The 25,137-nt window shown below is 39.0% G+C and carries 21 protein-coding genes and 1 pseudogene; 15 read left to right on the top strand and 7 right to left on the bottom strand.

The features are described from left to right. Nucleotides 1–207: 207 nt before the first annotated feature. The 6 genes and pseudogenes from J9318_RS11885 to J9318_RS11860 all read left to right on the top strand — a co-directional run. Nucleotides 208–1,083: pseudogene (locus J9318_RS11885) on the top strand (PIN domain-containing protein); the annotation flags it as partial. A 258-nt stretch (nt 1,084–1,341) separates the two neighbouring features. Next, nucleotides 1,342–2,724: a PhoH family protein gene (locus J9318_RS11880; RefSeq protein ID WP_210560111.1), complete on the top strand. Its 1,383-nt coding sequence runs from the start codon at nt 1,342–1,344 to the stop codon at nt 2,722–2,724. Between the two features lie 194 nt (nt 2,725–2,918). Further along, nucleotides 2,919–3,281 carry a hypothetical protein gene (locus J9318_RS11875; RefSeq protein WP_064435646.1) on the top strand — a complete coding sequence of 121 codons (363 nt, stop codon included), beginning with the start codon at nt 2,919–2,921 and terminating at the stop codon, nt 3,279–3,281. A 208-nt stretch (nt 3,282–3,489) separates the two neighbouring features. After that, nucleotides 3,490–4,527 carry a hypothetical protein gene (locus J9318_RS11870; RefSeq protein ID WP_064435647.1) on the top strand — a complete coding sequence of 346 codons (1,038 nt, stop codon included), beginning with the start codon at nt 3,490–3,492 and terminating at the stop codon, nt 4,525–4,527. Continuing rightward, a complete protein-coding gene (locus tag J9318_RS11865) occupies nt 4,524–4,841 on the top strand; it encodes a hypothetical protein (RefSeq protein ID WP_064435648.1) in 318 nt (105 codons plus the stop codon). Before J9318_RS11870 ends, J9318_RS11865 begins: the two co-directional genes overlap by 4 nt. Nucleotides 4,842–4,854: 13 nt before the next feature. Next, nucleotides 4,855–5,202 carry a hypothetical protein gene (locus J9318_RS11860; protein WP_064435649.1) on the top strand — a complete coding sequence of 116 codons (348 nt, stop codon included), beginning with the start codon at nt 4,855–4,857 and terminating at the stop codon, nt 5,200–5,202. A gap of 157 nt (nt 5,203–5,359) precedes the next feature. On the opposite strand, the gene J9318_RS11855 is transcribed toward J9318_RS11860, so the two are convergent. From J9318_RS11855 to J9318_RS11825, 7 genes are all read right to left on the bottom strand, one after another. Continuing rightward, nucleotides 5,360–8,560: an efflux RND transporter permease subunit gene (locus J9318_RS11855; RefSeq protein ID WP_064435650.1), complete on the bottom strand. Its 3,201-nt coding sequence runs from the start codon at nt 8,558–8,560 to the stop codon at nt 5,360–5,362. 11 nt (nt 8,561–8,571) lie between these two features. After that, nucleotides 8,572–9,861 (bottom strand): efflux RND transporter periplasmic adaptor subunit, encoded by a 1,290-nt coding sequence (locus J9318_RS11850; protein ID WP_064435651.1) that lies wholly within the window; start codon nt 9,859–9,861, stop codon nt 8,572–8,574. A 54-nt stretch (nt 9,862–9,915) separates the two neighbouring features. Continuing rightward, complete coding sequence (locus J9318_RS11845) at nt 9,916–11,133, bottom strand: TolC family protein (protein ID WP_064435652.1); 1,218 nt, start codon at nt 11,131–11,133, stop codon at nt 9,916–9,918. 82 nt (nt 11,134–11,215) lie between these two features. Then, the gene (locus J9318_RS11840) at nt 11,216–11,575 is read right to left on the bottom strand and encodes a hypothetical protein (protein ID WP_244731664.1); all 360 of its coding nucleotides are present in this window, start codon (nt 11,573–11,575) and stop codon (nt 11,216–11,218) included. Nucleotides 11,576–11,627: 52 nt separating this feature from the next. Further along, nucleotides 11,628–12,536 carry a cation diffusion facilitator family transporter gene (locus J9318_RS11835; RefSeq protein ID WP_064435654.1) on the bottom strand — a complete coding sequence of 303 codons (909 nt, stop codon included), beginning with the start codon at nt 12,534–12,536 and terminating at the stop codon, nt 11,628–11,630. Next, nucleotides 12,529–13,254, bottom strand: coding sequence for a transglutaminase-like domain-containing protein (locus J9318_RS11830; protein WP_064435655.1), 726 nt, complete (start codon nt 13,252–13,254; stop codon nt 12,529–12,531). Before J9318_RS11830 ends, J9318_RS11835 begins: the two co-directional genes overlap by 8 nt. Before the next feature lie 31 nt (nt 13,255–13,285). Further along, nucleotides 13,286–13,918, bottom strand: a complete 633-nt coding sequence (locus J9318_RS11825; RefSeq protein WP_064435656.1) for a cation efflux transmembrane domain-containing protein — start codon at nt 13,916–13,918, stop codon at nt 13,286–13,288. Nucleotides 13,919–13,997: 79 nt separating this feature from the next. Here J9318_RS11825 and cadR point away from each other — a divergent pair, with 79 nt between their 5' ends. The 9 genes from cadR to J9318_RS11780 all read left to right on the top strand — a co-directional run bounded on the left by cadR (nt 13,998) and on the right by J9318_RS11780 (nt 25,125). Further along, nucleotides 13,998–14,387, top strand: coding sequence for a Cd(II)/Pb(II)-responsive transcriptional regulator (cadR, locus tag J9318_RS11820; protein WP_064435657.1), 390 nt, complete (start codon nt 13,998–14,000; stop codon nt 14,385–14,387). A 485-nt stretch (nt 14,388–14,872) separates the two neighbouring features. Next, entirely contained in the window at nt 14,873–15,253 is a 381-nt protein-coding gene (locus J9318_RS11815; RefSeq protein ID WP_058405787.1) for a hypothetical protein, read from the top strand. 107 nt (nt 15,254–15,360) lie between these two features. Further along, nucleotides 15,361–15,858 carry a DUF411 domain-containing protein gene (locus J9318_RS11810; protein WP_004589252.1) on the top strand — a complete coding sequence of 166 codons (498 nt, stop codon included), beginning with the start codon at nt 15,361–15,363 and terminating at the stop codon, nt 15,856–15,858. Then, a complete protein-coding gene (locus tag J9318_RS11805; RefSeq protein WP_210560110.1) occupies nt 15,858–17,270 on the top strand; it encodes a TolC family protein in 1,413 nt (470 codons plus the stop codon). Before J9318_RS11810 ends, J9318_RS11805 begins: the two co-directional genes overlap by 1 nt. Beyond that, nucleotides 17,270–19,042: an efflux RND transporter periplasmic adaptor subunit gene (locus tag J9318_RS11800; protein ID WP_210560109.1), complete on the top strand. Its 1,773-nt coding sequence runs from the start codon at nt 17,270–17,272 to the stop codon at nt 19,040–19,042. Before J9318_RS11805 ends, J9318_RS11800 begins: the two co-directional genes overlap by 1 nt. A gap of 14 nt (nt 19,043–19,056) precedes the next feature. Then, on the top strand, nt 19,057–22,221 hold the full coding sequence (locus J9318_RS11795; protein ID WP_210560108.1) for an efflux RND transporter permease subunit: 3,165 nt from the start codon (nt 19,057–19,059) through the stop codon (nt 22,219–22,221). Between the two features lie 43 nt (nt 22,222–22,264). Beyond that, nucleotides 22,265–22,921 carry a PepSY domain-containing protein gene (locus J9318_RS11790; protein ID WP_244731660.1) on the top strand — a complete coding sequence of 219 codons (657 nt, stop codon included), beginning with the start codon at nt 22,265–22,267 and terminating at the stop codon, nt 22,919–22,921. Continuing rightward, the gene (locus J9318_RS11785; protein WP_210560106.1) at nt 22,921–24,753 is read left to right on the top strand and encodes a 2Fe-2S iron-sulfur cluster-binding protein; all 1,833 of its coding nucleotides are present in this window, start codon (nt 22,921–22,923) and stop codon (nt 24,751–24,753) included. Before J9318_RS11790 ends, J9318_RS11785 begins: the two co-directional genes overlap by 1 nt. A gap of 24 nt (nt 24,754–24,777) precedes the next feature. Next, nucleotides 24,778–25,125, top strand: a complete 348-nt coding sequence (locus J9318_RS11780; RefSeq protein ID WP_210560105.1) for a copper resistance CopC family protein — start codon at nt 24,778–24,780, stop codon at nt 25,123–25,125. The last annotated feature ends 12 nt before the right edge of the window (nt 25,126–25,137 follow it).

Here is a 25,137-nt window from a genome sequence, read left to right as displayed (position 1 = left end):
AAATCGTTGTTAAATGTTAAAAATCCTTATAGCGGTATTAAACATAGGCCACCTTTGGTTATTTGTTGAGTGTTCCGGCTGAAAATTGTTCTTTTGAGAAGTAGAACATTGTTTCTAGTAGCTAAATAATTTCATCAAATTGTCATCAAATCTGAGATTTATTAGCTACAGTGATAGATAGGGAAGAATAAAAAGAAGGTGGACACTATGAGTGGTACAAATCTTAAAAAGAATGACACTAAACCTAAACTGTTTGTACTCGATACAAATATCTTGTTGCATGACCCACACGCCTATTTCAATTTTCAAGAGCATGATGTCCTCATCCCCATGACCGTTCTTGAAGAGCTTGATCATATTAAAGACAGACACAAAGACGTTTCTCGTGACGCTAGAGTGGCGATTAGATCGTTAGAAAATACGCTTCATGATGTAGAGCCTGAAGCAATGATAGAAGGTGTGCCTCTTAATCGCGGGGAGCTAAAAGACAGTAAAGTTACTGGACATTTAATCATCATGAATGACCATCATATAACGAGTGAAGTATCTGGACTGCCCGGTGGCGAAAATGATAACCGTATAATCAATGCAGCACTGCATTTACAAAAAGAACGTCCAAAAGTTACCGTGGTGTTAGTTACCAAAGACATCAACATGCGATTAAAGGCCAAAGGAGCAGGCTTAAAGCATGTAGAGGATTACACCACTGATCAGTTAATCGATGATATAGAGTTTTTAACAAAAGGCTTTGAACAAGTAGAAGGCGATTTTTGGGCCAAAATTAAAAGCGTTGAGACAACGAAAGACGGCAGAGATGCGGTGCACAAAATTCCACGAAGTGCTTTACAAAGTGTATTTATCAATGAATATGTTTTAGACGACAGCACAGATTTTGCTGCACGGGTATCGTCAATTTCAGAAGAGCAGGTGGAGCTTGTTGATTTGGGGCGTCAACGTCTAATGGCAAGGAAAGCCTGGGGCATATCGCCAAAAAACATCTATCAGGCGATGGCATTAAATGCGTTGCTCGATCCGAATATCGAACTGGTTATTCTTACTGGTCCAGCGGGTTGTGGTAAAACAGGTATTACTGCAAGCTTTTTTTCAATATTTGTGCAGACCTATCTACAGACCTTATTCTTACTGAAGAAATTGAGTATTTATAACAAGCTCAGATCTAATCTCTCTAACATGTCATTAAGTGTGACTTAAAGAACAGAACCATTAATCAATAAATATAAATAACGGATTTAACCTGCAAGAAGGCACAAACAAAAATAATAAACCTAAGGTAAATCTAAAATGCTAATTAATGAAAATCGTTCTCAAAGGAGAACTAAAATGAATAATCTAAGTGAACACAGAAACCCAAGAGTATTAGATACATCGGCACTAGTTCATGATCCAAAGTCATTGCTCGCTTACAGTGAAGATGTATACATCTGTCTAACAGTTTTAGAAGAGTTAGATAATTTAAAAGAAAGAACCAATAAATCGGTAAGTGCTGATGCTCGTGTATGTATTCGTATGCTTGAAGACATAATTAATGGGCACAGTGCAGAAGAAATGGAAGCAGGTATTCCACTGCCTTCTACTGAAACAGCTAAAAGAGGCAAGTTGTTCATTGGTATTGATACTCAATTGGACATGGCAAAAGAATTAAAGCACACGATAGGTAGCGATGCTGACAATAGAATAATTAACTATGCACTGCATCTTCAGAAAGAGTTAGATAAAGACGTTACCATCGTTAGCCGCGACATCAATATGCGATTAAAAGCTCGAACTGTTGGTGTTATGGCTGAAGATGTATCCGTTGATAATCAAATCGCAGATATAGATTTGCTTTATACAGGCGTACAAGCCTTTGAAGGTGATCTTTTTGATCGAATTGAATCAGATAAAGATTTCAAAGTCTCAGGAGAGGTTTATACATTCCCAATCAGCTTGTTCAACGATGAAGTTCAGCCAAACATGTATTGGTACGATGAAGCCGGACACATTGGCCGGATTTCAGAAGTGACTGATACTGAGGTATACACAAAGTTATTGCCTCGTAAGCAAGAAAAGGTATGGGGCATATTGCCAAAAAATCAGCGTCAGGCGGTAGCTTTAAGCCAATTAACAGACCCTTACTATGACTTAAATATCATCCTTGGCCCTGCTGGCTCCGGAAAAACTTTTTTGGCAGTTGCTTCGGCGCTGCATCAAGTATTGGAGTTGAAAAAGTACAAAAAAATTGTTGTGGTGCGGTCAAGAGACTTTATGGATGACGATCCCGGATTCCTTCCGGGTGATTTAACTGAAAAATCGATGCCTTTGCTTGCAGGTATTACGGATGCACTTATCTCGATGCACTCTGATGATAATCATGAAGGAAATATTCATGCAACAGTTGAGCATGTGATTGAAAAAGCCAATATAGAATTTACTAGCATGGCTTACTTTCGGGGCCGTTCAATAGACGATGCTGTGTTAATCATTGATGAAGCTCAAAACATGACTAGAGCGCAAATCAAGGGTATGTTAAGTCGTGGAGGTAAAAATTGTCGGACTATTGTATTGGGTAACCTAGCCCAGATTGACGATAAGTTTGTAACACCTGCTTCGTCTGGTGCAAGTGCGGCTGTTAATGTGTATCGTCATTATGAAAAAGGATCAGTGCTGATTTTTGATGAAGTAGAGCGTAGTAGCTTGGCTGAATTCACTGAAAAGAATATGTAGGCATCAAACTACCATTCACATTTCCTTATAATATTGCGACAATAGCCACTGCTTTTTGCAGTGGCTTTTCAGAGAAGCCAGTTTCCACACATGCGGACGAAATGGATTTACTCTGGGTTTAAAAGATTAATCATACATTGAAGATGTAATGACTTGGGTGCTGTGGACCTTAGTTGTTATGTTTTGGTGTGCGTATGTCTTTTGAATCAGAAGCGCTTATAAGTAATATAAAGCGTCAGGCAAAGAGGTTGTCAAAAAAGTTATCAATTCCCCTTGGGCAGGCCCAAGAAGGAGTATCTATTTGTCTATACGGCTGTGACAGTTACAGTGATTTACTAGTAAAAATAAAAGCTGAATCTTTTGACAATCCATTGATAGTACTTTCCGCTCTCTCACCAAACTCGGAAATATTTTTAGTAAAAATATTGGCTAGCCACCTAGATAGCATCATCGGAAATTTTGAAAAAAAATTTCCCGGCTCCAATATAAATGAAGAATTGGTCATATCCCTTTTTGGGCTTAGCTTTTCAGAGTTTAAACTCAAAATATCTACATAAATTTGTACAAATACGTAAGTTGTCATTTTGTTTTTTGGCGATATTATAAGATGAAGGCTGACCGGACAGCCTACGCCTACGCATATTTTTTTCGTTAAAAATATGAGCAGTGAAGCGGAGCATCCGAAAAATTTGGTGATTCAAATAGTCAGATAAACAGTGTGTTAGTAGGCCATTGTTTGTTTGCAAGCACTGTTTGGAGAACTATATGATCTCGCTATACCAATTAAAGAATAAGCTTAACAAACAAGCTAAAGAGTTTGCTGAGTTATTAGAGTTTCCTGATCTTTACGCACAAGGTCTGTGGGCTAGAGGTGTTTATAACAGCCCTCATTTTTCTGATACCCATAATTGTCTCACTGAGGTGTTTGAACAGGAAAATCTGGATTCAATTCTAAAGCACGATTCCCTGAAATACTTGATGATCAATGAATATGATGATCAAGAAATCATTGAGTCGCTTCATAAAGAAATTGAGTCAATGGCAAACCGCATTGAAAGCCTGATGCTGGTAGATATCGAAACATTAGAGTTAGTTTCAGTGATCTACCAAGCTTTAGGGTTACCTGAAGATGCCAAGTTTATTGTAAATACAGGAGCTGACTTCCGCTTAGAGTGGCGACCATACTTTGATGCCTTTGATGATCCGTTGATAGTTCAATATGCAGATTTAAAAGTTCATGGTTGTTATTTCAGGCTCATCGCTTCAAAGTTTCCGTTTGAAAAGCTTTCCTTGGATAACATTAAAAAATACATGTACATCAATCATGTAAACCATGATGGTGAATTCGAAGGCTGTATATCTGACGGAAATAGCTTTTCGAAACATGAACATTGGCTGATGTTGACACTCGAACTATTCAACAGCGGCAAAGTAAGCAAGACTCAGTTCAGTCCAACAACCTTCAAAATCGAGGGCATGCGTTATTTGGTTTATGGCTTCCCACTGGTTCCTTCCTATGTATCTGATTGGCACAAACCCGATTTATGTCTACAGGTCAAAAACGTAGATGGAGATCAAAAGTTTACTATTCGTATAGACCAGCAGAGCTTAATTTTCTATGCCCGTCGCGTTGATACCAATTTTTTTAACACCATAGATTATGAAAAATACATTTCGTTGTATCAATCTAGTGTTCTGTCACATTTTGATGCTGACAAGAATTTACTAGAAGTCGATGGGGTTAAATATCTAAGTTTTTTTCGCCCGTTTAGCATTGAGGATAACAAGGAAGCACAAGCATGAGACCAAAAATCAAACTGACTAACGCCACACTTATCTCAATTCAATCTGATACAGAGGAAAAAGTTGAACAGGTGCTTTACGCCACATTTGCTGAAGATAGTGATTGCGGTAAAAAGGGAGAAGTTTTGTTCACAACAAAAGTTATCGAAATCAATGGCCTTGAGTTCCGAACTTTTGGTGCTGACTTTTATACCTTAGATGCTGAACCAAAAGAGTTTGATGTAAATGTATTTGAGTTCAATTTAATGCATGAGTGTATGTATTCTCCAAATGAGTTATTAGAGTTGCGAGATATGCTCCCTGCTAGCTATTAGTAGGGAGTAACACATGGATAAAACATTTTTAAAGGATGCCTACATAGTCTCAGTCTATGACTATAAAGAATTTGAAAAATCATTTATTGGCGAGTTTTTATCAGGGGTGGTTATTGACGATGAAACATTCAGATTTCGGCCATTTGAGCAAATAGTAACTTCAAAGATTATTAGCAAAACTGCTGTCGAGGATAAACTAGAAATAACCACACATAATGGGAGTTACTATGTGATTGATGTTGACCACAAGTTAATTGATATTTCGTTTGTTGAATTGGTTGTTATGAGAGCAGGAGCTTATTCGGCAGATCGAGTTTTAGAAATGAGAGAGCAACTTAAGTCTCAACATAAAAGTCATTAAATAACGAAAATAAGGAGTCTAGAATGACTTCAACAAATTCAATATTCGATCAGATTAGTAATTTTACGTAATAGCTAGCTTTTTAGTGATAGCAATAAAGCGAAGCTTCCAATTCATATTCCTTGATTCGGAAGCTTCACAATTGATGAAAATTGAATTAGCGGGATAACTCCTCAATTTTCTTTTTGGAGAACCAGCGATATAAAACAGGCAAAACAAACAATGTGAGTAATGTTGCTGTTATCAAACCACCAACTATAACACTTGCCAGTGGTCGTTGTATTTCAGCTCCTACACCATTTGACATTAACATCGGTATTAAACCTAATGCAGATGTTATTGCTGTCATAAGAACAGGTCTCAAACGAGAAGTTGCTCCTTCAAAAACAGCATCAGTGACTTCTAAGCCATCTCTAATTCGCTGGTTTATACTTTCAACCATAACCACACCATTTAACACTGCAACACCAAATAGTGTAATGAAGCCAACGGAGCTTGGTACGGACAAGTATTGCCCAGAGAAATATAAGGAGAAAACACCACCGATAACAGCTAATGGGACATTAACTAAAATCAACATGGCTTGACCAACTGAGCCAAATGCGAAGTAAAGCAAAAGAGCAATTAGCGCCAAAGATAAAGGAACCACTATAGCTAACCGTTGTTGTGCTCGTTGTTGACTTTCAAATTGACCACCAATGGCAACAGAGTAGCCAGCAGGTAAATCGACTTTCTCGGCGATTACTTGTCTGATATCGGCAACAACACTGCCCATATCTCGATTCTGTACGTTGGCTTGGATAACAACACGTCGTTGCACATCATCTCTTCTCACTTGCGGAGGGCCTGACTCAAAAGAGATTGTTGCAACATCACCAAGACGAACCCAAGCCCCTGTTGGAGACTGAATGCGAATATCAGAAATAGCTTCTTTATTACTACGATATTCTTTTTCTAAACGCACATATATATCATAACGCTCATTCCCGTTGATGATTTGTCCTGCTTCAACTCCACCTATACCATCTCGTATCACTTCCATTATATCACCGACCGATAGGCCAAAACGTGAAAGCTCTTGTCTGTTTGGCTTTACAACTAATTGAGCTTCACCAGCTATTTGTTCAAGCGCAACATCTCTAGCGCCTTCAACTTCTTTAATTGCCGATTCTATTTCTTGCCCTTTAACTGCCAATTGATTGAGGTCTGGCCCAAACAGCTTTATCGCTAGTTGTGCTTTTACACCAGATAGTAACTCATCTACACGGGTGGCAATTGGTTGAGAAAAGTTCAGTAAAAGTCCCGGAAACTCTTCAAGCGATTGTTCCATTTTGTTTTGCAGTTCATAACGGTTTGAAGCACTGGTCCACTCGGATACAGGTTTAAGTCCGATATAAATCTCGATGTTATTAACTGGTTCAGGATCGCCGCCAATATCAGGTCGCCCGATACGGCTTAGCGCATAAGTAACTTCAGGAAATGCCATCAACTTTTCTTCTAATATAGGTGAAACCATCAATGCAGTATCTAAACTAGAAGAAGGAGCAAGAGTTGCTCTTAAGTTAATTGTTCCTTCTTCTAGCTCTGGAACGAATTCAGTACCTATGTAAGGTATAATTGAAAAAGCCGAAACAACCATAATTAGCGAGGTAACAACAATTAACTTGGTACGTTTAAGTGCAAACTTAAGCCCCTTTTTATATAGCTTATCTAAAGGTTTAACGACAAAGCTTTCTCTTTCTTTTATGCCTTTTTTGAACATGAAAGTGGCGAGTGCTGGTACGATAAACAAGGCAACAACAATAGCTGAAATGATGGCTAAAATAATACTAATTGCCATTGGCTGGAATAATTTTGCTTCGACGCCTTCAAAGCTAAACAAAGGCAAGAACACGACTAAAATGACAGAAGCAGCAAAAAATACTGGGCGAGCCACTTCTTTGCCTGCTTGTTTTAGCCGCAACTCGATACCATGATCATCTTTTTCTATTGCAAAGGGATCAGTATCATCACTAGGAACACGTGCTTCTACACTTTGTTGGTGTGTTGAATCAGGGTGGTTTAAATGTTTAAACATATTTTCAACCATGACCACTGAGCCGTCCACAAGCATACCAATAGCTACGGCAATGCCACCTAGTGACATAAGATTGGCAGAAATTCCCCACCAAGCCATGATCATTAATGCAATACCTACCGATATTGGAATGGAAATAAGAACAAGAAACGTTGCTCTTAAATTCATTAAGAACAGGGCAAGCACGATACAAATAAAGATAAAGGCAAGTGCTAGTGCATTGACTACAGTACTGACAGCTTGTTCGATTAAATCAGCTTGATCATAGAAGGGTTCGAATCGAACACCTTTAGGTAATGCCTGATTGATTAGTGGAATTCGTGCATTAATACCATCAATGGTTGCTTTTGTATTGGAACCCATACGCTTGAGTACAATGCCTGATACAACTTCACCTAGGTTTTCAACTTTTCCTTCGGACGTTTTACGGGTCATAGTGACCGCACCTTGTCGAATTTCACTACCTAGTTCAACTTTGGCGACATCAGAAACCGTCACAACAGTACCATCTACGGTTTTTACAGGTACTTGCTTAATGTTGCTAATGCCTGCTTCACCACTTTCGAACCAACCCGTTCCTCGAATAACAAGCTGCTCTTGTCCTCGGTTCATATACCAACCGCCAACGTTGGCATTGTTACTATCAAGTGCATTAACGATATCTTCTTGCGACAATCCATATGCAAGGAGCTTAGAGGGAGCTATGTTCACTTGATATTGCCTAACATTACCTCCGAAAGATAAGACATCTGTGACACCATCAACTGGCATAATTAGCAATTTGATTATCCAATCATTGAGGCTTCTGAGCGCCATTGAGTCATATCCTGCGTCTTTATCTGACACGAGCAAGTATTGAAATACTTGACCTAACCCAGACGTATTTGGTCCCATTTCAGGCGTACCTACACCGTCAGGTATCAACTCTTTTGCAGCTTGAAGCCGTTCAAAGACGAGCTGCCGTGCAAAATAGATATCAGTCCCTTCTTTAAAAACGACAGTAACGCCAGACAGCCCCGTTTTGGAAATTGAACGTACTTGTTCAACATCAGGTAACGCATACATGACCGCTTCAATCGGATAAGTGATGAGTTGTTCTACTTCTTCTGCGGCAAGCCCCGGCGCTTCTGTATTAACCGCGACTTGAACATTAGTCACATCAGGGAAAGCATCCAAGTTCAGTTTTGGGATCACCATTATTGCGCCAACAATAGTGGCAAATAAGGCAATCAAAATAAGGAGTCGGTTGTTTACAGACCAATCTATAATTTTATTAAACATAGCGGCTCTCCTTAATGGTTATGCGGATCAAATCCGCCTTTAGCTATTTCAGAAGCAACAAAAAACGCTCCTTGAGTGACCACACGAGTACCACTTTCTAAACCAAATATTTCTCTGAAATTACCTAGAGAACGACCTAACTCAACCTCTGTCGCTTTGAATTCACCGGGATGATCCTCAACAAATACGGTCCAATCTCCGTCCGCACTTCTAATTAGCGCTTCTTCTGGAACGGCCATAACTTTTTGTTCAGTGGCAAATTGGAAATATACTTTAACAAACATGCCTGAATGGAGATTGTCATCTGCATTATTAACACTTAGGCGAATGATTCGAGTTCTAGTGATGGGATCAATCGTGTGGGCTTCCTGAATAACTTTTGCCTTATAATCCTCTCCTTCTAATTTAACTATTGCCGGAGAGTTGATTGATAGATTGAGCTTTTTGTTGGGTGATACTTTAGCTTCCACCCACAGCTTATTTTCATCTGCCAAAAGCATGATAGTATCACCCGCATCGACTCGTTGGCCTTGGGTGAAGTCATCTTGTAAAACTACTCCTTCTCGCTGAGCTACTAGCGAATATTGGCCAAACGAAGTTATGTCTTTATTTGATATGTCTTTTATAGCTTTTTCAGTTAACCCTAGTGCGATAAGTTTTCCGTATGTGGCGTTAAATGTGGTTTGAGCCTGAAGTAAACGACTTTCACTTACTGTTTTGTTGCCTAATTTCTTTACTCGCTGCCATTCAGTTGACGCAATCAAGTAGTCAGCTTGAGCTTGAGCCATTGCTTCACTAAATAGGGTGACCAGCTTTTGTCCTTTTTCTACGTGTTCACCGAGTGCAGTATGTCTGCTTATTATCACTGACTCGGTACGGGGAGAAACGACATAGCTGCTATAACCATCTACTTTGACCTCTCCGGGCGCATAGATTGTACTGAATTGATAATCAGGTCTTATGCTTTGAACTTTAATATTGGCTAGTGACATTTTTTGAGGGCTTAGAGTAATACCTTCTTCATGTTCCTCTTCAGTTTCTTTATTTTTGCTCTCTTGGTCGTGACCATGTTCGTCATGTTCTGTGTCTTTTTCAGAATGGTTGCCTTCATTTTCCTGATGGCCTTCTTCTACATGATTTTCTTCACTTTCCGAGTGTTCGTGTTTATGTTTTTTGGGATTTGCTGTTACAGGTTCAATTGTATTTACTTGTAGAGCATACACTTCACCGCTTAATGTCCCACCTAAAAAAAGTCCACTAATTACTATTGCTAATAATTTTTTGCTAAATAATGTATTCATTTTTTTACCTATATTCTTTTAACGTTTAAGATTTCTAATTGCCGTTTTAACTAATTAAATCTTAAACTTAGATAATTGACCCATGCTCCAAATGAAGGCTATTTCAGAGAGTCTAAATTGTTTTTCTAGTTGAATGCCTGAGTGCAATCCATCAGCTCTTTGGCTCAACGCTATTAGATAGTCTGAAGTATTGATGTCTCCAGCCTCCCAACGAGCGTTTAGCAACCTCGCGCTATTATCAATTCGGTTTTGCATAAGGTTTTGCCATCGCTGATAGTATTTTTTACTGATCATGAGGGATTCATAGTTGGCCTGAGCTTCAAAAGAGCATTTTCGATAAATGGATTGGAAATAAGCTTCCGCAGCAACGGCTTCTGAATATGCCGCTTTAGTAGCATCGGAATAGTTATTTCTGATATTCAAAGGCATAGAGAATGTTAAGCCAACGATATTATCGTCACTATTTTTTCCTGCGCTAATCCCTATGGTGGGATTAGCTTTATTCTCAATGGTTGTTAGTTGTGCTTTAGCTTGTTGCTCTTTCCATTTTGCTTTAGCGAATTGTACTTGGGGGTGTTGTTCAATCCATTCAGCTTTGTATGAATAGTTTTCAACATCGAAATCAATAGAGATTTTACTGGCTAACTCTGGTGTCCAATCAGGCAGCAGCTCTTTAACTTTAACCTCAGCATTTTTTAGCTCGATTTGATCTTCAGCTATTTCACTAAAAACTTGAGACAAGTTTAAGTAAACCAGCTCAGCATCTAGAGGCTCAAGTATTCCCGCCTTTTGTTTGTCTTCCACAATACTAAGTAAGGTTTGCAGTTGACTTTCTCTCTCCGTAGATAGCTGTGCAGTATCTTTCGCTGATTGCCAATTTGTCAAAGCAATTAACGCATCGGCCTTTTTTGAATCGATTAAATTCAATAAGTGCTGCTGGCTGGCATAAAGAGTTATCTCGCCAATTGACGTATTGGCAGAGCGTTTATCCCAAAAATCAATGGTCTGACTCAAACCGATTGAATAGTTATTAAAATCACCTTCTTTCTCAAAACTTGCGTCAAGCTCAGGGTTATATATTGCCTGAGTTAAGCTTTTTGCATGATGATTGCTTGCGATTAACAACTCTCTTGCTTCAATTATTTCGGGATCTTTATTTATTTGTGTGTCTAACCACGACTCACTTTTTTGCTTGCTGTAAGCGGCATATGAAATACTTACAAGCAGGCAGAATGACAGGCAAGTGCCTGTATTTTTTATATATTTATACATAAGACTTCTTAAATTTTAAGTATTAATCATCTCTCATTTACCGATTTTTAATCGATAAATGGACGGATATAAATTTAGAAATTTAAGAAATAGGAGGGCGTAATATAGCGTCTAAAAATTCTTTTGTTTGATCGAATTGATAAGGTATTAGGTTGTTGTTATATAACTTTGTTGCACTATTTGAATTGCTAATTAATATCCAAGATAAGTGGCTGCCGCTACAATGACCACAATGATGACAATCCTTGATATCATGAGGTTCATCATCAGCGTTTTCATTTAAAATATCGCGATCAACTTTATGGTCATGTTGAGTTTGCAGGTGCTCTACATCGATTTGATGATTCTCAGAAGTTGCAGACGCAATAGAGCTTATCGATTGTAGAACAATCGAAAGAACTAATATTATCCTTAAAGCAACAGTGAAATTCAAAATAGACACCCATAAAATTGTGAGATAAAACTATAACAAGAAGCGACAGTTGAGACTAGCTCTATGTTTCTTTTTCATGCTCATCTCTGCAAGTTTCTTTGGGAAACTCAAACTCAATGGTTGTATGAGACAAATGATATTCTGAAAGTTCAATTGCGATAGTTTGTTTTAATGCCACGAGTTCATTCACACTTGAGTTTTTAGATAACTCCAAATGAGCTGTTAGTACATGACTTTCTCCGTCTAACGACCAAAAGTGCATGTGATGAACCCCATTAACTTCAGGTAATTGAATTAAAGTTTGTTTGATATTTTGTTGAGTTTCTTCATCTGGTGCGGCTTGAAGAAACAAAACAAGTGTAGATTTTAGATTTCTGAAAACATTAAATAAGATAAATAATGTAAAACCAATTGATAGCAGTGGGTCTAGTATTGGCAGTTCTACAAATAACAATACAATTGAAACAATTAGAACAGCGACCCAACCGAAAACATCTTCTAGTAAATGCCAAGTTAGTACTTTTTCATTTAAAGTTTCACCAGCTTTTAATTTGAATACGGCATATCCATTGACGGCAACACCGAGTATCGCAAGCCCTAACATTCCTTCAACCACAGGCATTTCAGGGTTAGATAACCTTGGAATTGCTTCAAACAACACCCAAATTGAGCCAATTACTAACACAACGCCATTTACCAATGCCCCGAACAGTGTAAGTCGGCGGTAACCATAGCTGTATTTATCTGGCGCTGCTTTGTTTGAAAAACGACTTAATATCCATGCAAAGCCAATCGATAAACTATCTCCTAAGTCATGCACCGCATCAGCCATAATAGCGGTACTGTTGGTGAGCCAACCACCAATAAATTCGATGATCGTAAAGGTAACATTCAGAAAAAATGCCCAACCAATTCTGTCGTCTGTTCCATGTTGATGACTATGACTATGACTATGACTATGACTATGCATTTTGTACCTCCAGCGCTTTATTTTTTCTTAGATTAGTGACATTGAAATTTATTAGGTGGCGGATCACTTTTTGATACATCCAGCGTTTGACTCCAGACAAATTAGTGCCTTTTTCAAGGTAAAACTCATCAGGGGAATTATAAAGTCCAAAGTCGTCGTGAATCCCTTCTTTTTGAATATATGTGTCGGTTCCGCGCCAATCTGTATCTGGTGATGAAAAACATTTTGTTGCAACACCATAACCACAGAAATTGTCTTTTATTTGATTAAACTTTTGCTGTATTGAAGTGAGATATTGATTATCTAAAATAAAGCCCTCTAAATTGATCCAACGTCCTTCAAAGTAAACTTCAACCCAACTGTGAATAATGTATTTGGGCGCTAACCAAAAGACATAGGTAGGAATAGCTCCTTTTTGTAATTGCTGATCTATTGTAAACCCGTGAAATCGGCACTGAATTCCTAATCCACGTAATAAGGCCATTAAAAGGTTGCCCTTAGTGTTGCATTGCCCGTATCCGTCAGATAAAACTTCACTTGCGGAAATATCGTCGCTTTCGTTATAGCCAAATAGTATTTCGTCTTTTACAAACTGATAAGCAGTGCCAATCTTGTTGTAGTCATCAAGCTCATGCCATTTTCGCTCTGTTATTAATGATTGGATAGTGGGGTGTTCAAAATTGACTATCTCAGTTTTTTTAAGATATTCTTGATTCATAAGAGCTTCCTTACCTTGAATTGCAGCAGGTTTATTTTTTATCTGATACTTCAGATGTATATTGAGCCGATACTAATTCTTGTTTGGCATCCGTTAATATCATGTAAGCGCCTCGAAGAATTAACATTGAAATGATGCTAGCAATAACAATATCAGGCCAGCGTTGTTCTAGCACCATGACAAGTATGCCAGCGAATACGACACCAAGGTTTGCGATCACATCATTAGCTGAAAATATCCAGCTAGCCCTCATATGCACTTCATCATTGTTGTGTTTTCGTATAAGCATCAAACAAATGACATTAGCGATTAAAGCCACAGAACCAACTCCAATCATAAACCAAGAATGAGGCTCACTTTCTCCAACTATTCGTCTAGCTATATCGAGAAAAATTAGAACCCCTAACCCCAATTGGAAATAACCACTAACTAATGCTGCATTAGCTTTATGTTGGATTGACTTCCCCACGGCATATAAGGCAATGGCATAGACGATAGCATCAGCTAGCATATCTAACGAATCAGCAATTAATGCGGTTGATTCAGATAACCAACCTAAACCAATTTCAAATACAAACATCGTGGCATTTATAGCTAAAAGCCAATAAAGCACTGTTTTTTGTTGGTCATCTTTTAATTCTACTTCACAGCCACAACCGCTCATTTTTTAACTCCGCCTTACTTGTATAATTCAAGTGTAAAACCTATAGTAACTATAGAGTCAAGTTTAAAAAGGAAATATTATGAAAATAGGTGAATTATCGAAAACATCCGGTTGTTCTATACAAACTATTAGATTCTATGAAAAAGAAGGATTACTTTCTGATCCAGAGCGTACAGAAGGTAACTTCAGGTTGTATGACGTTACCGCTTTGAAGCAATTAGAATTCGTAAAACATTGTCGCAGTCTCGATATCTCTCTTATAGATATTAAACGTCTTATCGACCTAAAAAATAAACCAGAGGAAAGTTGCTCAAGTGTAAATGCGCTGATTGCGCAACAATTAGCTTTGGTAAATAAACGCATGAAAGAATTAAAAGCCTTAAAAAACGAATTACAACAAATGGCTAGTACGTGTAATTCTGATAATACCATTGAAGGGTGTGGGATAATTAAGTCATTAGATAGCTAAAGTGATGTATAAAAGACTCTTTTTTAACTCACCTTGATTATTGATACAGGCTAATTAATAGTTATTTTCTTACCCACACGAACAGATTTGAGTTCCCCGACAAACTCTCTCAACTAACAATACAGATTTGTCGCTAGTATCGTGAGCACCTAACGTGACCATTTTGAGTCTATGAGACATTAAATTAATGTCATTAAGGACGTATTGTTTATCAATAAGCGAGCATACTCCTTCGCTGTATATCAATACCTTTGACGGGGATGTATATGCATTTACAAGATAAACGAGTCAGAATTAGAGATGTATCAACCATGTGCACTGGTATAACTTTTGACTACTAACCGTCAAATGAGATTATGAATGCTACATGTACCCCTTTGAAAAAACTGACGATAATCAAATATTCATAAATGTTTACACAGTATCAATTTACTTAGTCGAAAATTTACATTAGTATTGGAGTTGTGTATTTGTAAGAGAACTTTATGTTTAAACCACTTTCAAAAGTCTTAGTTGTTGTAGCTATGCTGATTGCCTTTGTTGGGCAAGCATTGGCTTATACTGCTATGTCTTGTGAAATGTCATCAGGTTCTCACGAATCACACATGAACATGGATCATTCCAAAATGAGTCATCATGAAGGAATGAATCATGGGGATATGAATAAAAGCAGTAATGGTCAATCAGAAGATTGTTGTGACGTTGAATGTATTTGTCCTGCAAATGCTTGCTCATCTACGACAGTCCTAAATTCCAGTATTGATTCGACAGATATTCAAATATTCAGTGAATCTGTAGCTGCTCTGCAATCTAAACAACCTCATTCAATTTCCACTTCCCTTTATCGTCCACCAATTTTTGCCTAATACAGGATTAGTGCGTCCAAATTTCGCGCACATGTAATTAATTTTTCTGTTAGTCAATATAGCGTCGTAGCGCTATAGATATTTTCCAGCGATGTCTGGGGGCAAAAATGATCAATAAGTATTTAAAAATAGCAGTAGTAATGCTGCTTTCACCTGCGTTTGCAAACGCCAACGAACATAACCATGCACACAATAACGACGTAACACCTTTGGAGTTAATCGTTTATAAAACCCCTACTTGTGGGTGTTGTAAAAAATGGATAACTCATATTGAAGACAAAGGGATCGTTGCGCATTCCAAAGATTTCCGAAACATCGGCAACATCAAAACTAAGTATGGTATCAAACCTAATTACCGTTCATGCCACACGGCAGTGAGTAGAAATGGATTTGCCTTTGAAGGTCATATACCGGCTAAATTTATTCAGCAGTTCTTATCAGAAGAACATCCCAATGCGATTGGGCTTTCAGTTCCAGCAATGCCAGTTGGCTCTCCCGGTATGGAAGTCGATGACCGCTTTATGCCATACAACGTGTTAATTCTATTTAAAGATGGAACGAGCAAAGTCTATGCAAAAGTTAAGACATACGAGGAGCAATTCTAATGAAATTGAACTCTTCAAACCTTACTTCACTTTCAACTGCATTAATACTCGGCTTATCTGTATTCTCAGCTCAAGCTGAGAAAGTAGTGTCGCTTGAACAAGCTATCACCTTAGCTCAGCAAAATGATCCTTGGCTTCATGGTAGCCGATTGAAACAAAGTGCAGTTGAAAATAGAAGTATTGCTTCAGGTACTTTGCCTGATCCGAAAGTATCGCTAGGGATAATGAATTTACCAACAGATACTTGGGATTTAGATCAGGAAGGAATGACTCAGCTAAAGGTTGGCGTCTCTCAAATGTTTCCGAGAGGCGACAGTCTAGAGATCAAGCAAGATCAGTTACAAATTGAGTCCACGAAATTTCCACTGCTACGAGAGGATCGTAAAGCTAAGTTGAAAAGCCAAGTGTCACAACTTTGGTTAGATGCTTACTTAGCCCAGAAAACTATTAAATTGATTGAAGATGATTGGTCTCTCTTTGAGCAGATGGCGGAAGTGGCTAAAGCTAGCTATTCAAACGTTGTTGGTAAAACTAGACAGCAAGATGTTATTCGTGCTCAATTGGAAATAGTGCAGTTAGATGACAGATTAACTTCGCAAAAGCAGAAACTAGAAACGACAATCGCTCGCCTTAATGAGTGGCTTCATATTTACGATGCTGACCGATTGAATGAATCATTCAACTTTGACGCGCAACCACTAGAGTTTAGCGTCTCAAAAGAATTGCCTTCGATTCAATTGAATAATCCAACAGTCCTAAAAGCATCTAATTACTCAAGAAATCTATTGGCTCAGGCTCTTGCTAATCATCCAGCCATACTTGCAATTGATGTAAAACGCAAATCTTTAGAAAAAGGTGTTGAATTAGCTAAACAGAAATATGAGCCGCAATGGGGTGTTAATGCGAGCTATGCCTATCGTGACAATATGCCTTCTGGTGATAGCCGAGCTGATTTATTTTCTGTTGGTGTAACGTTTGATTTACCGTTGTTTACCGAGAACAGACAAGATAAGCAAGTTGCAGCTTCTATTGCAGATTCAGAGGCTGTTAAAACCGAGAAACTATTGCTGACAAAGCAAATGATCAGTGCGGTGGAAAAGGAGCTTAGACAGCTTAAGCGTTTATCTGATAGACAATCTATCTATCAAGAACAACTCCTTAAACAAACTCATGACCAAGCGGAAGCGTCTTTGACGGCTTACACCAATGATGATGGCGATTTTGCCGAAGTTGTTCGAGCAAGAATTGCCGAATTAAATACCAGAATATCAGCTTTAAGAATTGATGTTGATGCACTTAAAACAGTTACTCGCATCAACTATTTCTTTGCGCATTCTCAATCTAAATCAAATGCTGAACATAAGCCAATGCACACTTCGCACAGAATGAATCAGCACTTTGGAGAAAAATAATGTCAACGAATACTAAAACACCAAATTTGAAACTAGTTGCCGCCATCATCATTGGGGCAGCACTTGGTGCTGGAGCATTGAGTTTATATCAAGGTACTGGCTCAAACAGTAATAGTAATGAAGCAACATCAGGAGAAAAAAAGCCTCTGTATTGGGTTGCACCGATGGATTCTAATTACCGCCGGGACAAGCCCGGTAAGTCGCCTATGGGGATGGATTTAATTCCTGTGTATGAGGAAGGATCATCTGGTGATGACTTTGGCCCCGGAGCAGTAAAAATTGCGCCTCATGTAGTGAATAACCTTGGGGTTCGCACTGCACCTGTTGAACTGAAAAATATGCATACTGAAATCTCAACGGTAGGTTACGTTCAATATGATGAAGATAAGCTAATTCATATCCACCCACGGGTTGATGGCTGGATTGATAAACTTTACATCAAAGCAGCAGGTAACCCTGTAGAGAAAGGGCAGCCTCTTTATACACTATATTCTCCTCAGTTAGTTAATGCTCAGGAAGAGCTGTTAATAGCGTTAAAGCGCAACAATAGTTCTTTAATTTCAGCAGCCAAAGATCGCCTAAAAGCGTTACAGCTTTCAGCAGACTTTGTTCAAAAGCTAGAAAAGACACGAAAGGTTCAGCAAACAATTACCTTTTATTCACCACAAGCAGGTGTTGTCGATGGTTTGAAGGTTAGAGAAGGTTTTTATGTAAAGCCGGGAAACACCTTATTAAGCATTGGCCAGCTAGATCAAGTTTGGGTTGAAGCAGAAGTGTTTGAACGTGACGCAGCCTTAATTAAAAAAGGACTTCCTGTATCAATGACACTGGATTATTTACCCGGTGAGGACTGGGCTGGTGTCGTTGATTATGTTTATCCAACATTGAACAGTAAAACACGCACACTCCGAGTGAGATTGAAATTTGATAACACAGACTATCAATTAAAACCAAATATGTTTGCACAAGTATCTATTCACGCTAATCAAGCTGATAGCACCATCCTCGTGCCTAAAGAAGCCGTTATTAGAACAGGTAAACAGGACAGAGTAGTACTTGCGTTAGGTGATGGGCAATTTAAATCTATTGAAGTGACTATTGGCCGGGTTGATATCGACAGCATCGAAATATTAGACGGCTTAAATGAAGATGACGTTGTGGTGACATCTGCCCAATTCTTGATTGATTCTGAATCAAGTAAAAGCTCTGACTTTAAACGAATGACTCATGATGAAGTGCCTAACTCTGTTTGGATGCAAGGGGATGTTAATAGTGTTATGGCAGGGCACCGCATGGTTAATATTTCACATGGCCCTGCTGAAGCTTGGGATTGGCCTGAAATGGTTATGGATTTTACTGTGGCTGAAAAAGTCGATATTGACTCATTAAAGTCAGGTCAATCTTTGCACTTTGAAGTGAGCAAAACCGAAGACGGTGGATATGAAATTACTGGAATTCATATCATGAGTGAGCCTGCTGATATGAGTGAAGAAGTATCTTTGGCAACGGTATCTGGTCTTATTAATGACATTAACATTGATATGCGAACATTGAATATTAGCCGAGGGCCAATAGAGAAATGGGATAGACCTGCTGCGACGATGGATTTTATCGTCGTGGACAATATAGAAATAGTTGATTTCAATGTTGGTGATAATGTCACTTTCACTTTTGAGGTTAGAGATGACTTAGTTATCACTGAAATCTCTCTTGAATCAGATGAACAACACGGCAAGGAAAATAAAGCTGCTGTTGATCATTCTAATCATTAAGTGGGGGAAAAATAATGATTGAATCAATTATTAGATGGTCTATCGGCAATCGCTTCTTTGTTTTGTTGATTACCTTAATTGTCGCGTTTGGTGGTTTGTACTCATTACAAAAAACGCCAGTAGATGCACTCCCAGATCTTTCTGATGTGCAGGTGATAATTAAGACGAGCTATCCGGGACAGGCACCACAAGTAGTGCAAGATCAAGTGACGTTTCCCCTTACTACAGCGATGTTGTCAGTACCGGGAGCGCAAACTGTTCGTGGTTACTCATTTTTTGGTGATTCCTACGTCTATATCATTTTTGATGATGATACTGATTTGTATTGGGCTAGAAGCAGAGTACTTGAATACTTAAGCCAAGTAGCATCAAGCCTGCCTGATTCAGCAAAGCCTCAATTAGGACCTGATGCAACAGGTGTGGGCTGGGTATACATTTATGCTTTAACAGATAAGTCTGGAAACCATGACCTAAGCCAATTAAGAAGTATTCAAGATTGGTTTTTAAAGTATGAACTACAAACTGTTCCGGGCGTGTCTGAGGTTTCCGCCGTTGGCGGTATGGTTAAGCAATATCAGGTACAAGTCGATCCAGATAAGTTAAGAGCTTATAACGTGCCGTTAAGTCATATCCAAATGGCACTTAAACGAGGCAATAAAGAAACTGGCGCATCTGTTGTGGAAATGGCGGAAGCTGAATACATGGTTACTGCTACGGGATATATTCAATCAGTTGGAGACATAGAGAAAATTCCACTTGGTATTAACGAACAAGGCACGCCATTGCGTATTGGTGATGTTGCTACCGTTAATTTAGGGCCTCAAATGCGCCGTGGTATAGCAGAGCTTAATGGTGAAGGCGAAGTTGTTGGTGGTGTTGTCGTTATGCGTTTTGGTGAGAATGCCCAACAAACCATAAACGGTGTAAAAGAAAAACTTGAATCGCTTAAATCTTCTCTACCAGAGGGGGTGGAGATTGTCCCTGTTTATGACAGATCGAAGTTAATAGATCGTGCTGTTGATAACCTTTGGAGCAAGTTGCTAGAGGAGCTTGCAGTCGTTGCTATTGTCTGTGTTGCTTTCCTATTTCATCTTCGATCATCAATTGTAGCTGTTGTCACTCTGCCATTAGGTATATTGGTGTCGTTCATCATCATGTATATGCAAGGCATCAATGCCAACATTATGTCTTTAGGTGGTATCGCTATTGCGATCGGTGCGATGACTGATGGCGCAATAGTGATGATTGAAAATATGCATAAGCATATGGAAAAAACACCGCTAACAGATGAAAACCGTTGGCAAATAGTAGCTAAGGCTGCGAGTGAAGTAGGTCCTGCTTTATTTTTTAGCTTGCTGATCATTACAGTCTCATTCTTACCCGTTTTTATCTTGGAAGCGCAGGAAGGCAGAATGTTTTCACCGCTTGCCTATACTAAAACCTATGCAATGGCTGCATCAGCAGGCTTGGCGATCACATTGGTGCCTGTTTTGATGGGCTACTTTATTCGAGGCAAAGTTGTTTCTGAAAAGAAAAACCCGTTAAACCGATTATTGATTGCTATCTACATGCCTGTTTTAAAGCAAGTGATGAAGTTTCCAAAATCGACAATAGTAGCAGCAATATTAGTGACTATCGTTGGCTTTTGGCCTGTAGATAAAATTGGTAGTGAATTCATTCCGCCATTGGATGAAGGCGATCTCATGTATATGCCTACTACCTATCCCGGTATTTCAATTGGTAAAGCAAGGGAGTTATTGCAGCAAACAGACAAGCTTATTCGCACTGTGCCAGAAGTTGAAACTGTATTTGGTAAAGTAGGAAGAGCTGAAACTGCAACCGATCCTGCACCTTTAACCATGATTGAAACCTTTATTCAGTTGAAGCCACAAGAACAGTGGCGAGAAGGTGTGACTACTGAATCGTTAAAAGCTGAGTTTGATAAATTGGTTAAGTTTCCGGGCTTAACAAATGCTTGGGTTATGCCAATCAAGACCCGAATCGACATGTTAGCTACAGGCATAAAAACGCCTGTGGGTATTAAAGTCGCCGGACCAGAGCTTGATGTGATTCAGGAAATCGGCCAACAAATAGAGCAAATTTTACCCGAAGTTACAGGCACAGCATCAGTTTACTCAGAGCGAGTTGCAGGTGGACGATATATCAAGGTTGATATTTCACGCGATAAGGCAAGTCGCTTTGGGTTAAACATCGAAGATGTTCAACAAGTGGTTTCTACAGCTATTGGTGGTATGAACGTTACCCAAACGGTAGAAGGTCAAGAGCGTTACCCTGTTAACTTACGCTATCCGCAAGACTATCGAGACTCTCCTGAGCAGCTATCACGATTACCTGTTGTAACACCAAATGGACAACGCATTGCACTAGGTGATGTCGCAGATATCCGAGTAGAAAATGGTCCGCCGGGGATTAAGAGTGAAAATGCTCGATTAAATGGCTGGACGTTTATCGATATAGACGGTGTTGACGTAGGTACTTATGTTGAAAGTGCAAAAATACACTTGGCTAATAATCTAAAACTACCAGCCGGTTATTCAATTACTTGGGCTGGGCAATACGAATATATGGAAAGAGCGAAAGAAAAGCTCACCTATGTATTGCCTTTAACACTCGCCATTATTGTTATTCTACTTTACTTAAACTTCAGAGCGTTTAGCGAAGTGGCTATCATCATCGTGACTTTGCCGATGGCAATGATTGGTGGCTTATGGTTGATGTATCTAGAAGGATTTAACTTCTCTGTGGCTGTTGGCGTGGGCTTTATTGCGCTGGCTGGTGTTGCTGTTGAGATTGGCGTGATAATGCTGGTTTATCTCAATCAAGCACTTGCTGAGCTGAAGGAAAAAGCCGAGGAGCGAGCAGAAGCCATCTCAGATGATGCCTACCAAGATGCATTATTACACGGTGCTGGCTTACGTGTCCGCCCAGTAATGATGACGGTTGCCACAATCATTATCGGTTTAATGCCTATTTTATATGGTACAGGTACAGGCTCTGAGGTAATGAGTCGTATTGCAGCACCTATGGTAGGCGGAATGACAAGTGCTGTTTTGTTAACACTAATTGTGCTTCCAGCCATTTATTCAATCGTTAAAAAGCCTGAAGTAAATGCCTTTAATAAAGAGCTTTCTAACGCGGAGCTAAAGAATAATGCTTAGCAGAGTTAGGAAGTACCACAAATGGTTTATGGCATTTGTCGGAATGCAATTTCTGTTCTGGTCTATTACTGGTGTGTATATGGTGACTATGGATATTCACTATATACACGGTGAAACCTTGGCTAAGAGTGAGGAAGCCAAAATTGATTTAGCTAGTGTGGATTACTCCATTGCAAAGCTAGCTGCGGATTATCCTCAAGCTAGTCAAGTCACACTTACTCAAAGTATGGGCGACCCTTTGTATTCTTTTATTAATGGAGAACAGGGGAAAGTAGCAATTGATGTTAAAACCGGGGCTGTTCAGGCCCTTGTTGATGAAATCAAAGCTGAAAAAATCGCGCAATACCACTATGCAATGAATCATGAAATCGACGGCATAAGGCTGATTCAATCAGTCAAAGATATGCCTGCTGAGTTATCTCCAAGACACTTACCCGTTTGGAGAGTAACTTTTGACCAATTCGCCACACCAACATTTTATATAAGTCAACAAACAGGCGCACTTGTTGCCAAGCGTCATGATTACTGGCGCTTGTTCGATTGGATGTGGCGTTTTCACATTATGGATTACGATGATGGTGAAAACGTATCTAACTGGTTTTTGTTCTTAGTTGCAACTTTAGGTCTAATGGCCGCTATTGCTGGTGCAGTATTGACTTATTATCGAGTGCTTTCCCCAAATAAAAAGGGAGTCATTTGATGCGACTATTTAAGTTGAATACAACGTTACACAAATGGCTTTCTTTATTTGTTGGTTTACAACTGCTTATTTGGTTGGCAACGGGCCTTTACTTCAATTTGATGGATCACAGTAAAGCCAGTGGTAATGAGCTTAGAGTTCATTCTCATCATGAAGGTAACATTACAGACTTTAGATTTATCCCTATTAAAGACATTGCTAGTGAAGCACCTCAAGAAGTAAAACTTATATGGATTTTACATCAGCCTTACTATCATTTTGTGTTCGATAAGGGCCAGCATAGCTACCAAGAACGCCACTCAAAGCTATTTGATGCTTTAACAGGAAAGCCATTTAACCTGTCTGAAGAACAAGTACTAACTTTGGCAAAAAACTCCTATTCAGGTGAGGGCAAGCTAACTACACCAGTGTTATCTCAGCCCCCATTTTCTGATCACGTAAGGCAACAAAATCCTATGTGGCAAGTTGTCGTTGAGGATGAGAATAATACAACTATTTATTTAGATAGTATTACAGGCCAAGTGCTTCGCCATGCCAATGATGATTTCAGATTGAAAGATCTGATGATGAAGCTTCACTTTATGGACTATGGCAACTCTGGAGGGTTTAACCATTGGTTGATCATTGCATTTGCTTTCTCAACGCTATTACTTTCAGTTACTGGCGTAACTTGGCTGATACAGCAATATCAAAACGGTTTCCTAAAGCCTGTTTGGGGTAGCAATAAGCAAAAAGTTGCTGTGACCTTTTCCAATGAAAATACCATTACTGACATTTCAGCAACTGGTTACTCAACAGTATTAGAAGGATTAGCTAGTTCACATGTTTACCTTCCGTCAAGTTGTGGTGGAGGCGGTACATGTGGCAAATGCATGTTCTTAAGTTCAACTCAATTACCTATCACACTTTCTGAGCAGGAACATTTATCAGATGAGCAGCTTAAGGAAGGCTATCGGTTAGGATGTCAGCACAGATTCTCTGAAATTAGCTCAATTGAAGTTAATACGGATCTCAATATTGAAAATCATGAGCTAGTTGTGGTTACGACTAACTTCATTACTCCTTTTATCAAGGAAGTGAAGTTTAAGGTGAAATCAGGCAAACAATTAGCATTTAAAGCTGGTGCATATATGCAATTTAACGTGCCAGCAGGGATGAATAGTTTACGCCCAGATGATATGCCAGAGCACTATGAAAAATATTGGGAAAGTTACTCTCATGGAAAGTTTTCACATGATGGCGTAACTCGCCATTACTCCTTGGTTAACTTTGATCAAGAAACAGATGAGCTAACCTTCAACATCCGCTGGCAAACTGCTAAGGATGGTTATAAAGCAGGTATAGGTTCAAGCTATTTAGGGTCACTCGAAGTTGGTGAAACGATAATCGCAAAAGGTCCTTTTTCTGACTTTTATGCTACTTCAGGTAAAAAGGTTCCTCGCATATTTATTGGCGCTGGCTCAGGACTTGCCCCACTCAGAGCTATCATTTTTGAACAGTTGAAAAAGCGCCAAGATGAAGGTGACTTGACTCTCATCTATGGTGCGCGAACTGAAGATGATTTGCTGTACCGTGATGAGTTGAACTTATTGAGTGAGCAGCATAAAAACTTTTCTTATATTCCTACACTTTCTAACCCTTCAGAACAATGGCAAGGGCACTCTGGTTATGTACAGCAAGTACTTCTGCCGCATTTGAGCCAGAAAGTAAAATTCCTGTCTACAGAATTTTACTTGTGCGGCCCAGAAGCAATGATGAGTGAAGTGGAACAAATAATTACTGATGTTGGTATACCCAGTAATCAAATTTTCAAAGACAAATTTAGTCGTTAATACATAATTTAAATAGAGGTAAATATGAAAATATTAATTAAATTTTTAACCGTAATCAGCATTGTTTTTAGTAGTGCGGTGTTCGCGCATGTTCATCTTGAAAAAAGTGTGCCTGCTGATAATGCAATGTTAATGAAGACTCCAGAAGAGTTAACGTTGGCATTTAGCAAAGAGGTTCGTGTAGTCAAAATTACATTGAAAGATAAGCAAGGTAAAAAGATTAAATTTGGCTTCAAACCTACTAAAGAAACCAATACCGAATTTACGTGGAAGCTACCGAAACTTGCACCTGCTAACTATGTTGTTGATGTTACTTTCTTAGGTAAAGATGGGCATAAAATGAAAGATAGTTTTAGCTTTATGGTTCACTAATCTAATGGAGTG

The organism is Psychrosphaera aestuarii (assembly GCF_017948405.1).
Classification (GTDB): Bacteria; Pseudomonadota; Gammaproteobacteria; order Enterobacterales; family Alteromonadaceae; genus Psychrosphaera; species Psychrosphaera aestuarii.
The sequence above is the reverse complement of the archived record's forward strand: the minus strand, read 5'-3'. Positions and strand labels throughout refer to the sequence as shown.